The sequence below is a fragment of the Bradyrhizobium huanghuaihaiense genome, assembly GCF_007830635.1.
Classification (GTDB): domain Bacteria; phylum Pseudomonadota; class Alphaproteobacteria; order Rhizobiales; family Xanthobacteraceae; genus Bradyrhizobium; species Bradyrhizobium huanghuaihaiense.
The window spans coordinates 51,582-65,336 of sequence record NZ_VLLA01000022.1 but is presented as its reverse complement, the minus strand read 5'-3'; the positions used below and the strand labels follow the sequence as shown (position 1 = coordinate 65,336).

At 66.0% G+C, this 13,755-nt stretch carries 11 protein-coding genes; 8 read left to right on the top strand and 3 right to left on the bottom strand.

What is annotated here, in order from left to right; genetic code table 11:
• The first annotated feature begins 172 nt into the window (after nucleotides 1-172).
• The 5 genes from IQ16_RS33515 to IQ16_RS33490 all read left to right on the top strand — a co-directional run bounded on the left by IQ16_RS33515 (nucleotide 173) and on the right by IQ16_RS33490 (nucleotide 5,761).
• Nucleotides 173-655, top strand: coding sequence for a tripartite tricarboxylate transporter TctB family protein (locus tag IQ16_RS33515; RefSeq protein ID WP_018641747.1), 483 nt, complete (start codon nucleotides 173-175; stop codon nucleotides 653-655).
• An 11-nt stretch (nucleotides 656-666) separates the two neighbouring features.
• Entirely contained in the window at nucleotides 667-2,205 is a 1,539-nt protein-coding gene (locus IQ16_RS33510; protein WP_018641748.1) for a tripartite tricarboxylate transporter permease, read from the top strand.
• Complete coding sequence (locus tag IQ16_RS33505; protein WP_018641749.1) at nucleotides 2,202-3,206, top strand: 4-hydroxythreonine-4-phosphate dehydrogenase PdxA; 1,005 nt, start codon at nucleotides 2,202-2,204, stop codon at nucleotides 3,204-3,206. Before IQ16_RS33510 ends, IQ16_RS33505 begins: the two co-directional genes overlap by 4 nt.
• Before the next feature lie 482 nt (nucleotides 3,207-3,688).
• The gene (locus tag IQ16_RS33495) at nucleotides 3,689-4,750 is read left to right on the top strand and encodes a glycosyltransferase family 4 protein (RefSeq protein WP_018641751.1); all 1,062 of its coding nucleotides are present in this window, start codon (nucleotides 3,689-3,691) and stop codon (nucleotides 4,748-4,750) included.
• A 12-nt stretch (nucleotides 4,751-4,762) separates the two neighbouring features.
• A complete protein-coding gene (locus tag IQ16_RS33490; RefSeq protein WP_018641752.1) occupies nucleotides 4,763-5,761 on the top strand; it encodes a L,D-transpeptidase family protein in 999 nt (332 codons plus the stop codon).
• A 29-nt stretch (nucleotides 5,762-5,790) separates the two neighbouring features.
• Here IQ16_RS33490 and IQ16_RS33485 read toward each other — a convergent pair whose 3' ends face one another.
• Together IQ16_RS33485 and IQ16_RS33480 are read right to left on the bottom strand one after the other, a co-directional pair.
• A complete protein-coding gene (locus IQ16_RS33485; protein ID WP_018641753.1) occupies nucleotides 5,791-7,158 on the bottom strand; it encodes a TAXI family TRAP transporter solute-binding subunit in 1,368 nt (455 codons plus the stop codon).
• Between the two features lie 214 nt (nucleotides 7,159-7,372).
• Nucleotides 7,373-8,449: a methyl-accepting chemotaxis protein gene (locus IQ16_RS33480; protein WP_018641754.1), complete on the bottom strand. Its 1,077-nt coding sequence runs from the start codon at nucleotides 8,447-8,449 to the stop codon at nucleotides 7,373-7,375.
• A gap of 285 nt (nucleotides 8,450-8,734) precedes the next feature.
• Between IQ16_RS33480 and recJ the strand changes: the two genes are divergently transcribed.
• The 3 genes from recJ to IQ16_RS33465 all read left to right on the top strand — a co-directional run bounded on the left by recJ (nucleotide 8,735) and on the right by IQ16_RS33465 (nucleotide 12,345).
• Nucleotides 8,735-10,576 carry a single-stranded-DNA-specific exonuclease RecJ gene (gene recJ, locus IQ16_RS33475; protein ID WP_018641755.1) on the top strand — a complete coding sequence of 614 codons (1,842 nt, stop codon included), beginning with the start codon at nucleotides 8,735-8,737 and terminating at the stop codon, nucleotides 10,574-10,576.
• 65 nt (nucleotides 10,577-10,641) lie between these two features.
• Nucleotides 10,642-11,451 carry an SDR family NAD(P)-dependent oxidoreductase gene (locus IQ16_RS33470; protein WP_018641756.1) on the top strand — a complete coding sequence of 270 codons (810 nt, stop codon included), beginning with the start codon at nucleotides 10,642-10,644 and terminating at the stop codon, nucleotides 11,449-11,451.
• 96 nt (nucleotides 11,452-11,547) lie between these two features.
• Nucleotides 11,548-12,345: an aldolase gene (locus IQ16_RS33465; RefSeq protein WP_018641757.1), complete on the top strand. Its 798-nt coding sequence runs from the start codon at nucleotides 11,548-11,550 to the stop codon at nucleotides 12,343-12,345.
• Between the two features lie 104 nt (nucleotides 12,346-12,449).
• On the opposite strand, the gene IQ16_RS33460 is transcribed toward IQ16_RS33465, so the two are convergent.
• Entirely contained in the window at nucleotides 12,450-13,679 is a 1,230-nt protein-coding gene (locus IQ16_RS33460; RefSeq protein ID WP_018641758.1) for a lytic murein transglycosylase, read from the bottom strand.
• Nucleotides 13,680-13,755 lie beyond the last annotated feature (76 nt).

Below are 13,755 nucleotides of genomic sequence, written 5' to 3'. Positions count from 1 at the left end.
CACCGTCGTCCCGGCGAACGCCGGGACCCATACCGCGTGATTTATCGAGGAGGGGTGGTCGTCGTACCGACTTGGCTTCCAGTCCTCGTCAAACTTCTCCCTGGGGTTATGGGTCCCGGCGTTCGCCGGGACGACACCCAATGCTGGGTCCGCCGCTCGCCTGGAGCCCTCGATGATCTCACGCCGCGCGCTTGAGCTTGCGACCGCCATCCTCACCGGCAGCTTCGGTGCGGCCGTCGTCGTCTCCAGCCTCGACAACGGCATCGGCTGGTCGAGTGCGGGGGTGGACGCCGGCACCTTTCCGTTCCTGACCGGCATCATCATCGTGCTTGGGAGCCTCTATAATCTGGTGCGCGGCGTGCTGCCGGCTGCCTCGCTCGCCAACGTTCGCATCGCGATCACGCCGCTCGAGCTGCGCCGGCTCGCGGGCCTGTTCGTGCCGGCCGCGATCTTCGTCGCCGCCATCCCGCTGCTCGGCATGTATCTCGCCTCGGCTGGCTATGTCTTCGCGGTGCTGGCGATCCCGAGGCACCAGTCCGTGCCGCGTGCGCTGGCCATGTCGGCGGCCACGGCGCTCGCGCTCTACGTCGTGTTCGAGCGCATGTTCCAGGTCAGCCTGCCGCACGGCGCGCTCGCCGCCGCGCTCGGATTCTGAGGGGGAGGCCGATGGACAATCTCCAGGAGCTCCTCCACGGTTTCACCATCGCGGTGACGGTGCCGCATCTGGTGCTGATGGCGGTCGGTGTGCTGCTCGGCATTCTCGTCGGCGTGCTGCCGGGGCTCGGCGCGCCGAACGGCGTGTCTCTGCTTCTCCCGCTGACCTTCGGCATGCAGCCGGTCTCGGCGATCATCCTGCTCTCCAGCATGTATTGGGGCGCGCTGTTCGGCGGCTCCGTCACCTCGATCCTCTTCAACATTCCGGGCGAGCCGTCCTCGGTCGCGACCACCTTCGACGGCTATCCGATGGCGCGCGACGGCCGGCCGACCACGGCACTCGCCACCGCCTTCGGCTCTGCGGCGTTCGGCGCGCTGATCGGCGTCATCCTGATCACCTTCCTCGCATCCTGGGTGGCGCAGGTCGCGCTCGCCTTCGGACCGCCGGAGTATTTTGCTGTCTATTTCCTGGCCTTCGCCAGCTTCGTCGGCATGGGCGGTGCGGCCCCGATCAAGACCGTTGTGGCGCTTGCGATCGGCTTTGCCATCGCCGCCATCGGCATCGACACGGTGTCCGGCAGCGTGCGTCTCACCATGGGGGTCGACGAACTCGTCAAGGGCGTGAGCTTCGTCGTTGCGGTCATGGGCCTGTTCGGCATCGGCGAGCTCCTGGTCGCGGTCGAGGAGGAATTTCATGCCCGCGCCGTGTCCTCGAAGATCGATTGGCGCGAGGTGTTTCGTGCCGTCGGCCGCCTGCCCAGGCATAGCGTTGCACTGCTGCGCAGCGCCGCAATCGGCTGCTGGATGGGGATCACGCCGGGCGGCCCGACCGCGGCCTCCTTCATGAGCTACGGCATCGCCCGCCGCTTCTCCCGCCGCGGCCGATATTTCGGTACCGGCGAGGTCGAAGGCATCATCTCGCCGGAGACGGCTGATCATGCCGCCGGTACCAGCGCGCTCTTGCCGATGCTCTCGCTCGGCATTCCCGGCTCCGCGACCGCCGCCGTCATGATGGGCGGGCTGATGATCTGGGGCCTCAATCCCGGGCCGATGTTGTTCGTGGACCAGAAGGACTTCGTCTGGGGCCTGATCGCCTCGATGTATGTCGGCAACATCGTCGCCGTCGCGCTGGTGCTGCTGACCGTCCCGGTCTTCGCCGCCCTGATGCGGATTCCCTTCGTGGTCATCGCGCCGCTGATCGTGATCATCTGCGTCGTCGGCGCCTATTCGGTGTCGAACTCCTATCTCGACGTCGTCATGATGCTCGGCTTCGGCATCGTCGGCTATCTCTTCAAGAAGCTGTTCTATCCGCTGGCGCCGCTCGTGCTCGCGATCGTGATCGGCGACAAGGCCGAGGATGCGTTCCGTCAGTCCATGCTGCTATCCAAGGGCTCCCTGGGCATCTTCTTCGCGAACAAGCTGGTGACGTGCCTGATCGTGGGCGGGATCGCCTTGCTGCTGCTTCCGCTCGCGTTGCAGCTCGCGCGCCTGCTGCGCAAGCCCGCGCCATCCGCCAACGAGACGACAGTTCAGGAGAAGGTGATCATATGACCGCAAAGCCGCTCGTTGCACTGGCGATGGGAGATCCCGCGGGCATCAGCCCGGAGCTGACGGCGAAGCTGGTCGTGCAGGACGACATCCGCGCCCGCTGCCGCCTCGTGGTGATCGGTGACCGCCGCATCTTCGACCAGGGTGCGCGCGTGGCGGGCGTCACGCCGGAGCTGACCACGGTCGGACAGGGCACGGAATTTCGTGCGGCACATGGCGATGCGCTGTTCGTCGATCTCCGCCATCTCGATCCCAACGACGTGGAGCCGAAGACCGCGACGCTTGCCGGCGGCAAATTCGCCCTGGCGAACTACAAGCACGCGCTCGAACTCGGCCGCGACGGCCGTGTCGATGCCGTCTGCTTCACCCCCTTCAACAAGCAGGCGATGCGACTTGCCCGCGCCGAGTATGACGACGAGATCGCATTCTCGGCCGAGGTAGTCGGTCTCAAGACGCCGGCGAGCGAATTCAACGTGCTCGACCGGCTCTGGAACGCACGGGTCACCTCCCACATTCCGCTCAAAGACGTCGCTGCGAATCTGTCGAGCGAGCGCATTCATCGCGCGCTCAAGCTGACCCATGCCTGCATGCGCAATGCCGGTTTCGCGCGGCCGCGCATCGCGGTCGCCGGTCTCAACCCGCACGCCGGCGATGGCGGCAATTTCGGCCGCGAGGAGATCGATGTGATTGCGCCCGTGGTCGCAGCCGGGCAGCGCGACGGCATTGCCGCCGAGGGGCCGTTCCCGGCCGACACCGTATTCCTGCGCGCCAAGGGCGGCGCCTTCGATGCGGTGCTGACGATGTATCACGACCAGGGCCAGATCGCGATGAAGCTGATGGGGTTTGATCGCGGCGTGACCTTGCTCGGCGGCTTTCCATTCCCGATCTGCACGCCCGCGCACGGCACCGCTTACGACATCGCGGGACAAGGCATCGCATCGATCGGCGCCAGCCGCGCTGCCTTGCTGCTCGCTGCGGAGATGGCGGCGCGACGCACCGTCTGATCTGCACGCACCAAGGGAGCGCGTGCCGACTGCGCTCGCCTTGCGCGAAGGATTAGACTTTCGGGAAATACTGGAAACTTCCGCCGCCGCAACGAGTTGGCGTTCCATGAACATCTCCACCTCGGAGCTGGGAACATGGTCGACGACGGCCCGCTACGAACAGCGGTTGATACCGCATGGTGCGTGTACCGCGCCCGGCATCGCGATGTCGATGCTGCGGATGGCCGTCGCTGTCTCCTTGAGCGTCATCTGCAAGGGAGGCGGGAAGCACGCGAGAGTAATGGTGATGCCCAGGACCTCGCGGGGTTCGGGCTAGCCTATCTCGAGCGGCTTTCCGGTGACGAATGCTAGGGATCATTGAGAGCCTCGCGTGTCGGCTGGCGAGCGGAAGCGCAAGGCCGGATTGGACATTGCTTGCGATTTCGAACCTTCTGTCCGCAGCCATCGTGCTGATCCTCCGTTCAGCGGTGTAGCAGGCTCTCATGCGCATCGCTCAGCTCGCTCCCCTCGCCGAAAGCGTCCCTCCGAAGTTCTACGGCGGCACCGAGCGGGTGGTCGCGTGGCTGGTCGATGAGCTTGTCAAGCTCGGCCACGACGTCACGCTGTTTGCGAGCGGCGACTCCCGAACGACCGGCAAGCTTCACCCGGTGTGGCCCCGTGCGCTGCGTCTTGGCCGGAAGGGCGCTGATCCCAGTGCTGCCTGCGCGATGCTGACGGAAGCGATTGCGAAGCGAGCGAGGGATTTTGACGTGATCCACGCCCACATCGATTGGCTGCACCTGCCGTTACTCAGTCGCCTCGGGGTGCCGTTCCTGACGACCCTGCACGGCCGCCTCGACTTGCCGGGACTGCCTGACGTCGTTCGGCAGTTCCCGGATGCAAGCTTCGTGTCCATTTCCGATCACCAGCGTCTGCCGCTTCCGGATGCGAAATGGAGCGAGACGATCCAGCACGGATTGCCGTCGGAGCTGTTGCGTCCCTTTGATGAGAAGGGATCCTATCTGGCGTTTCTGGGCCGCCTCACGGCAGACAAGGGTCCGGAGGACGCCATTCGTATTGCGCGCGCATCCCGCATGCCTCTCCGCATCGCCGCGAAGATTCCGCGCGCCGAGACCGCCTACTTCAAGAAACACCTCGAGCCTCAGATCGACGGCGAGACGATCGAGCTCGTCGGCGAAGTCGACGACGCGAAGAAGCAGCCCTTCCTCGCCGGAGCCGCCGCTCTGCTGTTTCCGATCGATTGGCCGGAGCCTTTCGGCTTGGTCATGATCGAGGCGATGGCCTGCGGAACTCCGGTGATCGCCTATCGCTCCGGATCGGTCCCGGAGGTCATCGAGCACGGCCTGACCGGCTTCATCGTCGAGAACGAGGAGCAGGCCGTCAAGGCGGTCGGTGAATTGGGCAAGCTGGATCGAAGGAGGGTGCGCGCCCGCTTCGAGGAGCGCTTCACCGCACGCCGAATGGCGCGACAATACGAAGACCAGTACCGCGAGCTGATCGGCACTGCAGCCGGAAGATTCGACATGCAACGGTTGGAAAGTTGAAAGGAGCCGGCGATGTCGCTGACGAAAACGGGGCAGATCTGCATCTTTCTTGTCTTCGCCCTGGCGACGTCGCCGGCGTTCGCCGCCGAGATGACCGCGGATGCCATCAATTCCGCCGAGCCATCGAAGAAGACGCTCTCGAACGAGAAGCCGACCCCGGCGGGCGTGCGGCTGCAGGTGCTGCTGGACAGAGCGCATTTCTCGCCCGGCGAGATCGACGGCAGGTTCGGCGAGAACGCCAAGAAGGCGCTGCGCGCCTATGCGGAAGCCCGGCAATTGCCGGGTTCGGACACCCCGACAGAGGAGATCTGGAAGGCGCTGCGGGCGGATGACCGGCCGATCACGCTGACCTATGCCATCACCGAGCAGGACGTGGCGGGTCCTTTCCTGAGCAAGCTGCCCTCGAAGATGGAGGACATGAAGGACATCCCGAAGCTCGGCTACATCAGTCCGCGGGAGGCTCTCGCCGAGAAATTCCACATGAGCGAGCAGCTCCTGGCGGCGCTCAACCCCGGGCGCCGTTTCGATCGTGCCGGCGAGACCATCGTCGTCGTCGACACCGCGAGCGCAGGCGAGGGTGCGTCCGCAAAGGCCGACCGGGTCGAGATCGACAAGGTCAGGCAGACCGTCAAGCTGTTCGACAAGTCGAATGCGCTGATCGGATTCTATCCGGCGACCGTCGGCAGCGAGGACAAGCCGTCGCCCTCAGGCACGCTCAAGGTCACCGAGATCAGCAAGAACCCGTTCTATCGCTACAATCCCGCTTATCACTTCAAGGGCGTCCATTCGCGCAAGCCCTTTACGATCAAGCCCGGTCCGAACAATCCGGTCGGAACGGTGTGGATCAACTTGTCTGCCGAAGGCTACGGCATTCACGGCACACCTTCGCCGGACAAGATCTCCAAGGCGGAATCCCACGGCTGCGTGCGTCTGACCAATTGGGACGCCGAACGCGTCGCTGGCAGCGTCGCGAAAGGCACGCCGGTCGCGTTCGTTGCGAGCGCGATGTGATGCTGTGACCGTCATCGGGAGACGCAGGCCTAAACTTGCGATTGGCCCTCGGCGGGAGGCGTTGACTGCAAATGGCCGGCGTTCAGCGCAGCCTTACGGTCATGGATGAGATTTTCGAGACGGTGCGCCGCCACGTTCAACGTGGCTGCATCCAGCGTGTTCTCATCCCCATCGGACTTCGCGCGCTGCGCGCGGAGCACGTTGTCGATCTGGTTTTCGATCTCCGAAAGTTCCGCCTCGTTTTGCGAGCGCCGTATTTTGACGCCGAGCGCATAGAGCGCGTCGAGTGCCGGCTGACGCGGCCTGGCTTCGCCGGCCCTGAGAAAGTGCCAGAGTGCAGCCACGACCGACGCCAGTGCGCCCAGGGCCATCGGTGCCAGGAAGATCGCGTTGCTCCACTTGTCGAGAAAGGACTGCTGGCTGCCGTTGTAGTACTCCGCGGCGCCGGCATGAACCGGGAGATAGGCGCCCGCGTCGGTATCGGGCGCCTTGAATTGCGCGAGAATCGGCCAGTCCGGCAAAATGTCCCTGCGCGCAGCCGTGAGAGCCTGCGTGAGGTCGGCGATCGTGTCGTTGTCGAGATCTTTCTTGCCGACCACATAATAGTTCACGCGCAAGGTGGTCACGTCATCGCCGGGGATTGGAGGCGATCCGCGCAATGTTCCCTTGGGAATGTCGAAGCTTTCATAGGCGCGCTCTTTCTCCGCGATCGCTCCGGCGTTCTCGATCGGGATCAGCACCGGCGCGGTCTTGGCGTTCTGCGGGAACAGCCCCCGCACCAGCGACAGATATTTCTCGCTCAGCGGCATGACGAACAGCACCGCACGCACCTCCTTGCTGTCGAAGGCGCGGCGGACCTCGTCCAGTGCAAGGTTTTTGAACACGACGTTGGCGCGGTCAAGATCATAGGATTTGGTGAGGACATGGACGATCCTCTGATTGGTATCGCCGGCGACAACGCCCACGGTCGTGCGCTTCAGGCCGGCGACATCCGTGATGGCCGACCCGGGGGGCGCAACGAGCATGGCCACGGCCTCGGCGAGAACGACAATGGCCTGCGCCTGCGACAGGTCGCCGACGTCGCCGCGAACCACGGCGAGATCAGTCTTGCCGGACGAGAATGCGGTCGCCGATTCGAGCGGGCCGCTGGTCTCGACCACCTTGAGCCGCACCGGCGCCTTGTTCACGACAAGGCGGCTGGCAAGCGCAGACACGATCTTGGGGGCGTCGCCATCCAGCGAGCCCACCGCAATCGACAGCGTGACCGGCTGGGCGTACCAGCGATACGCCAGCACGCCCGCGCCGGTCGTGAGCACGACGAGCGCCGCGACCGCGACGATGCGAAGCCAGATCGGCAGCCTGCCGGCATCAATGCCAAGTTTCGACAGCTCGTCCATGGCGCCGCTCGTCCGGGAAGATTGCGCGTCCGCACGAGCATCATTTGCCGGACGGCAGTCCCGTGTTGATTTGCATCAAGACGCCGGCCGACCGGGGCGCGGGGGGCGGCCTCGTCAAAGCTGTTTCGACGAGCGAAAAACACAAGCAAAAACAACCCTCCGCCTACTGTGCATGGGGTTGTTTTCGTCGTTTTGTTGTGGCGCGGCGCGCGCCTTACGCGCCGCAGACGATCACGCCGTACCAGCCGAGGCCCCGGTAAGTCTCGTAGCCGGGCGTCGCATGGAAGGCGACCATCATGCCCGAGCGGTCCTGATAGAAGCCGGAGCGCTGGCCGTTCAGCGACAGCGAGATGCGCTCGCTGAGGATGCCCTGGCCGTCGGAGGCGGCGATGACGCGGAGGTTCGAGTCGACCAGCAGCACGCGGGCTTTGTCGATGTCGCCGACGCGGACGCCCTGCACGATGGCGCGAGCCTGCGGCTCCCAGTCGAAATGGATGGCGAGCACGCCGATCGGCGCGCCGTTGGCCTGGCCGCCGGCGCGGACGCTGGCGCAATAGGTCGCGACCTGCGCGTTGCCGAGCAGCGCCTGGTTCTCGACGTCGCCGGCGACATAGTCGTCGCCGGAGCGCAAGGTCCGCGCCTCGCGAAACCATTTAGTGTGGGCGACATTCTGGCCGACCACACGAAAACGATCCGCGCGGCCGTTGGCGATGACGTTGCCGTCGAGGTCGCAGAGCCAGAGGTCGAGATAGACGGTGTAGGCGCCGAGGATCACGCCGAGGCGCTGCGAGGCATAGGAGACCGCGGCCGGCGCCGGCGAGGCCGCGCAATCGACCACGGCCGAGTCGGTCGCCCACCAGCGCACGTCGCAGGTGCGCTCATAGAGGTTGCGGTCGATCAGCTCGACCGCGTTGAGCGACAGGTCCACCATGCGCTCGCCGCGCGAGCGCTGGCTCATGCGGTCGATCGAGGCGACGAGGTCGCCGGTGCGTTTGGTCAGCTGGGTCTCGAGCTCGCGGGCGATGGTCTCGACCTGCTGGCCGACGCCGCGCACCTCCTGCGCCACCACCGCAAAGCCCGCGCCTTGCGCACCGGCGCGCGAGCTTTCGATCAGCGCGTTCAGCGCCAGCATCTTCATCTGGTTGGTGATCTGCTGGATCGCCTTGGTCTTGTCGACCGCGATCTGGTTGACCTCCGCGGTCAGGCGATTGATCAGCGCGGAGATGTCGGAATCATCATCAGTGAGTTCGGTAGCGATCGGCTTGGCTTTCAGACCCAGCGCAGCAGACATCGGGGACTTCCCTTGGCAATGAGGCCAGATCTGCAATGAACCCGGAACAAAATCACGTCAGATCGAATACGATTCTTTTTCGAGGATTCCGCCTAACGCCTGCTTAATTTGCTGTTCGGCGGAATGCCTAAATGATAGTCAGTCCGGCCTGCCTGCCGGCCATCCACCGCTTTGTGCGGCCCGGCCGTTGCAAATCGCCGGGGTTTCCCGGCCAATCCCCTAAAGCCAGTACCGGGCCGCCAGCGTGATCGCCCGGACCCAAGTTCCCAACCGATAGCCCTCGTCATGACGCCGCCTGCCACAGCCTTGCCCGTCGAAGCGCCCCAGGCGTTCCTGGGCGTCGCGCGTTCGCTCACCGACAAGCTCTGGCGCGACCGGCTCGACGCCCGCGGGGCGGCGCAGGCGCTCGCCATCGTGCAGCGGCACCAGCTGCCGGAACTGCTGGCGCGGGTGCTGGCGGGACGCGGCGTCGATATCGACGCCGTCGCCGACTTTCTCGATCCGACCATCCGCAAGCTGCTGCCGGACCCCTTCACGGTGACGGAGATGGAGGCCGCCGCCAAGCGCATCGCGGATGCCGCGGTGAAGGGCGAGAAGGTCGCGATCTTCGGCGACTACGACGTCGACGGCGCGACCTCGTCGGCGCTGCTGGCCTGGCACCTGCGCCACTGCGGGCTCGACCCGCTGATCCATATTCCCGACCGGATTTTTGAGGGCTATGGCCCCAATGTCGAAGCGGTGCGTGGGCTGGCGGCAAAGGGCGCGACGCTGCTCGTCACGGTCGATTGCGGCACCACCAGCATCGAACCGCTTGCGGAAGCAAAACGGCTCGGCATGTCCGTGGTCGTGATCGACCACCACCAGGCCGGCGCCGAGCTGCCGGAGGTGGACGCACTGGTCAATCCGAACCGGCTCGATGATCTCTCGGGCCTCGGCCATCTCGCCGCCGTCGGCCTCGTGCTGGTGACACTGGTCGCGGTCAATCGCGAGCTGCGCCAGCGCGGTTTCTGGAGCGCGGAAATGCCCGAGCCCGACCTGCTCGGCATGCTACATCATGTTGCGCTTGGCACGGTCGCTGACGTGGCGCCGCTGATCGGCCTCAACCGCGCCTTCGTCGCCAAGGGTCTGATCGCGATGCGGCGCCGCGATCATATTGGCCATACTGCGCTGATGGACGTGGCGCGGCTCAACGGCCCGCCGGAGGCCTGGCATCTCGGCTTCATGCTGGGGCCGCGCGTCAATGCCGGCGGCCGCATCGGCCGCGCCGATCTCGGCGTGCGGCTGCTGCTCGAGGGCGACAGTGTCGAGGCGGCGCGGATCGCGGCCGAGCTCGACCGTCTCAACAGCGAGCGCCGCGTCATCGAACAGGCGGCGGAAGCGCAGGCAGAAGCCGAGGCGCTGGCTTCGATCGGTCTCGAGGACAAGCTCGGCGTCATCGTCACGGCGTCCGAAGGCTGGCATCCGGGCGTGGTCGGTCTCGTTGCCTCGCGCCTGAAGGAGAAGTTTTCGCGGCCCGCTTTCGCCATTGCGCTGGAGCCCGGCGGCATCGGCACCGGCTCGGGCCGCTCGATCGCCGGCGTGGATCTCGGCAAGGCGGTGCGGCAGGCGGTCGCCGATGGTATTTTGCTCAAGGGCGGAGGCCACGCGATGGCCGCGGGCGTGACGCTGCGGAAAGAGAAGCTCGCCGAATTCCGCGCCTATCTCGAAAACGCGCTGGCCCAGGACGTCGCCGAGGCGCGCCACGTCAACGAGCTCTACATCGACGGCGCGGTCTCCGCGCGTGCGGTGACGCCGGAGCTGGCGACGACGCTCAATCGCGCAGGTCCCTTCGGCAGCGGCAATCCTGAGCCGGTGCTGGCACTGCCGGCGCACCAGCTCGTGTTTGCCGACGAGGTCGGCCAGGCGCATCTGCGCCTGCGCTTCAAGTCGGGCGACGGCGCCATCGTCAACGGCATCGCGTTCCGCTCGGTCGGTCAGAAGCTCGGCAATGCGCTGCTCGCCAATCGCGGCCAGCAGATGCATGTCGCGGGCTCGCTCTCGGTTGATCGCTACCAGGGCGCCGAGCGCGTACAGTTTCGTGTCGTCGACGTCGCGCTACCGGACCAGGGGCCATCCGTGATTAGATGACGCAAGATCCCGATAAGAACATGCGTCAGAATTAGATCGCTCAAACAACAAAAAAGGGAGTGAACATGGCAGGGCAGGTTGAGGGCAAGATCGCGCTAGTGACGGGCGGCGCCTCGGGCATTGGCGAGGCCATCGTCGAGCTGTTCGCGCGCGAGGGCGCGACTGTCATTGCGACCGATATCGACGAGCTGCGCGGCCCCGAGCTCGCCAGGCGCGTCACAAAAGCCGGCGGCAAGGCGATCTTCCTGGAGCAGGACGTCACCAGTGAGGAGCGCTGGATCGAGGTCGTCGCCGAGATCGCAACGCGCTACGGCCGGCTCGACATCATGGTCTCCAATGCCGGCATCGGCATTGCCGTGCCTTCCATCGTCGACATGACGTTGTCTGACTGGCGCAAGCAGAACGCGATCAACCTCGATGGCGTGTTTCTCTCGGTCAAGCACTGCCTGCCCTTGATGCGCAAAACCGGCGGCGGCTCGATCGTCATGATGTCCTCGCTCGCGGGCCTCCGCGGCTCGCCGGGCCTCTCGGCCTATTCGCTGACCAAGGGCGGCGTGCGGCTGTTCGCCAAGTCGATCGCGATGGAATGCGCGGCCGCCGGCGACGGCATCCGCGTCAACTCGGTCCATCCCGGCATCATCGACACGCCGATCTGGGGCAAGATCCCGACCGGGGCGACCGGTGCCGGCCAGAACGCCCCGATCGATCCTGAGGAGCGCGCGCGGGTCGTCACGCCATTGGGCCGCGCCGGGCAGGCCGCGGAGATTGCCTCCGGCGTGCTGTATCTGGCCTCCGATGCCTCGCGCTACGTCACCGGCAGCGAGCTCGTCATCGACGGGGGCATGAACGCCGGCGGCGTGCCGCGGCGCGCCTGAGCGGCGCAGGGCAGGGCGGCGGTCGCAGGGGCTGACGCGCAGACGCGGCCCCTGTACAACGCGGGGAGCTTTCGACCGACAAAGGTGTCCTTCGCCATGGCGCACAGCCTTCATTCGCCTTCTTCCGTACCTGCGCCCTTCCGCTCCAACCGGCCGGACCTTGCCACCGACGCGATCCGCGCCGCGCGCGAGGACCTCGCCGCCTGCTTCCGCATGGCCGCGCGCAACGGTTTTGAGGAGGGCATCTGCAACCACTTCTCGGCCGTCGTGCCGGGCCATGACGACCTCTTCCTGGTCAATCCCTACGGCTATGCCTTCCGTGAGCTGACAGCGTCGAAGCTCCTGATCTGCGACTTCCACGGCAACGTGCTCGACGGCGAGGGCATGCCCGAGGCGACCGCGTTCTACATTCACGCCGAGATGCACAGGCTGCTGCCGCGCGCCAAGGTCGCCTTCCATACCCACATGCCCTATGCGACGGCGCTGTCGATGACCGAGGGTGATCCGCTGATCTGGGCCGGCCAGACCGCGCTGAAATTCTACGGCCGCACGGCGGTCGACCGCGACTATAACGGCCTCGCGCTCGACAACCGGGAAGGCGCGCGCATTGCCTCCGCCGTCGGCGATGCCGACATCGTCTTCATGAAGCATCACGGCGTGATGGTGCTGGCGCCGACCATCGCGGAAGCCTGGGACGATCTCTATTATCTCGAGCGCGCCGCCGAGGTGCAGGTGCTCGCGATGTCGACGGGGCGGAAAGTGCTGCCGGTCGATCCCGCCATTGCGGCAGAGACCTACAGGCAGATGCGCGAAGGCGATTCCGAATCCGCGCGGTTGCATCTCGCCGCGATCCGGCGCCAGCTCGACGCGGAAGAGCCGCAATACAGGCATTAGTGATGGCGGCGTAGCCCGGATGGAGCGAAGCGCAATCCGGGGGCGGCAACCGCGGAAGCAAAGTCCCGGATTACGCTTCGCTCCATCCGGGCTACGGGCTCGCGCTACGACCCCTGCCGCAGCTTCGCCAGCACCTTCAGCCCGCCATAGCCGTCGGCCGGCGTGATCCCTGCGCGCTGCTGAAAATCCTTGATCGCCTTCATCGTATCGTTGCCGACGCGGCCGTCGGTGCCGCCGGTGTCGAAACCGGCTTTGGTCAGGCGTGTCTGCATCTCCTGCACCTCCGCGAGCGTCAGCGCGCGCTCGGAGCCGGGGAAGGGCTGGATGAAGGGCGGCGCGCCGAGGCAGCGGTCGCCGAGATGGCAGATCGCCAGCGCATAGTTCATCGAGGGGTTGTAGCTCTTCACCGAGTAGAAGTTCGGCCCCAGCAGGAAGGTCGGTCCGCCCGCAACCGGCGTCCACATCTGCGCTGATGCATTGGGCTGCGGGAACGGCTGGCCATCGGCACGGGTGACTCCGGCCGCCTGCCATGCCGCATAGGTGCGGCTGCCACTTGCCTCGCCGGAGGCGCGCACCTCGTAGCCCCAATGCTCGCCGCGATGCCACTTGCCGCGATTGACGAGATATTTTGCGGTCGAGCCCAGCGCATCGTCGGGCTTGCCGAACGGCGAGACCTTGCCGTCGCCGTCATAGTCGATGCCGACATTGAGCCAGACCTCGGGCATCCATTGCGAATGCCCCATCGCGCCGGCCCAGGAGCCCTTCATCTCCTCAGGCGTGCTCCAGCCCTTGTCGACGATGCGGAGCGCATTGATCAACTCGGTCTCCCAATAGGCCTTGCGGCGCGGCTCGTTCCAGGCGAGCGCGGCGAGCGAGGGAAATACCGGCGTCATGTGGTTCTGCTGCACCAACGGATCGCCATAGGCGGACTCGACGCCCCACAGCGCCAGCAGCGTGCCGCGCTCGACGCCGAAATCGCGCTCGATGCGCGCGAGCAGCGCCTCGTTGTTCTTCAGCGCGATCTTGCCATTGATGATGCGCCAGTCCGAGACGCGGCGGTTGATGTACTGCCAGACCTGCTCGTGGAATTCGGGCTGGTTGCGCATCTGCCTGAACACGCTCATGTCGGGCTCGACCCGCGCCATCGCGCGCCGCCACGTCGCAGCCGAAATGCCCTTCGCCATCGCTCGTGCGCGGAATGACTCGCGCCATTCGTCGAAGCCGGCAGGCGCGGCGAGGACACGCGTCGGCAGCGCCAGCAAAGCGGCTGCACCGAGCGTCGACTGGAGCAGGGCGCGGCGGGTGTGAGGGGGCGAGGAATCAGCTTGTTTCATGGACCCATTCTAGCGGGAAACAGGATGTCTGTGGGGCGGTTCCTGGAACACGAAGACCGGGCGCCGGGCCGGGCGG

Bases quoted from the DNA above. Each gene is read 5' to 3' on its own strand.
- IQ16_RS33480 (WP_018641754.1), bottom strand. From the start codon at position 8,449: ATGTCTGCTGCGCTGGGTCTGAAAGCCAAGCCGATCGCTACCGAACTC.
- recJ (WP_018641755.1), top strand. From the start codon at position 8,735: ATGACGCCGCCTGCCACAGCCTTGCCCGTCGAAGCGCCCCAGGCGTTC.
- IQ16_RS33490 (WP_018641752.1), top strand. From the start codon at position 4,763: ATGTCGCTGACGAAAACGGGGCAGATCTGCATCTTTCTTGTCTTCGCC.
- IQ16_RS33485 (WP_018641753.1), bottom strand. From the start codon at position 7,158: ATGGACGAGCTGTCGAAACTTGGCATTGATGCCGGCAGGCTGCCGATC.
- IQ16_RS33465 (WP_018641757.1), top strand. From the start codon at position 11,548: ATGGCGCACAGCCTTCATTCGCCTTCTTCCGTACCTGCGCCCTTCCGC.
- IQ16_RS33510 (WP_018641748.1), top strand. From the start codon at position 667: ATGGACAATCTCCAGGAGCTCCTCCACGGTTTCACCATCGCGGTGACG.
- IQ16_RS33460 (WP_018641758.1), bottom strand. From the start codon at position 13,679: ATGAAACAAGCTGATTCCTCGCCCCCTCACACCCGCCGCGCCCTGCTC.
- IQ16_RS33505 (WP_018641749.1), top strand. From the start codon at position 2,202: ATGACCGCAAAGCCGCTCGTTGCACTGGCGATGGGAGATCCCGCGGGC.
- IQ16_RS33515 (WP_018641747.1), top strand. From the start codon at position 173: ATGATCTCACGCCGCGCGCTTGAGCTTGCGACCGCCATCCTCACCGGC.
- IQ16_RS33495 (WP_018641751.1), top strand. From the start codon at position 3,689: ATGCGCATCGCTCAGCTCGCTCCCCTCGCCGAAAGCGTCCCTCCGAAG.
- IQ16_RS33470 (WP_018641756.1), top strand. From the start codon at position 10,642: ATGGCAGGGCAGGTTGAGGGCAAGATCGCGCTAGTGACGGGCGGCGCC.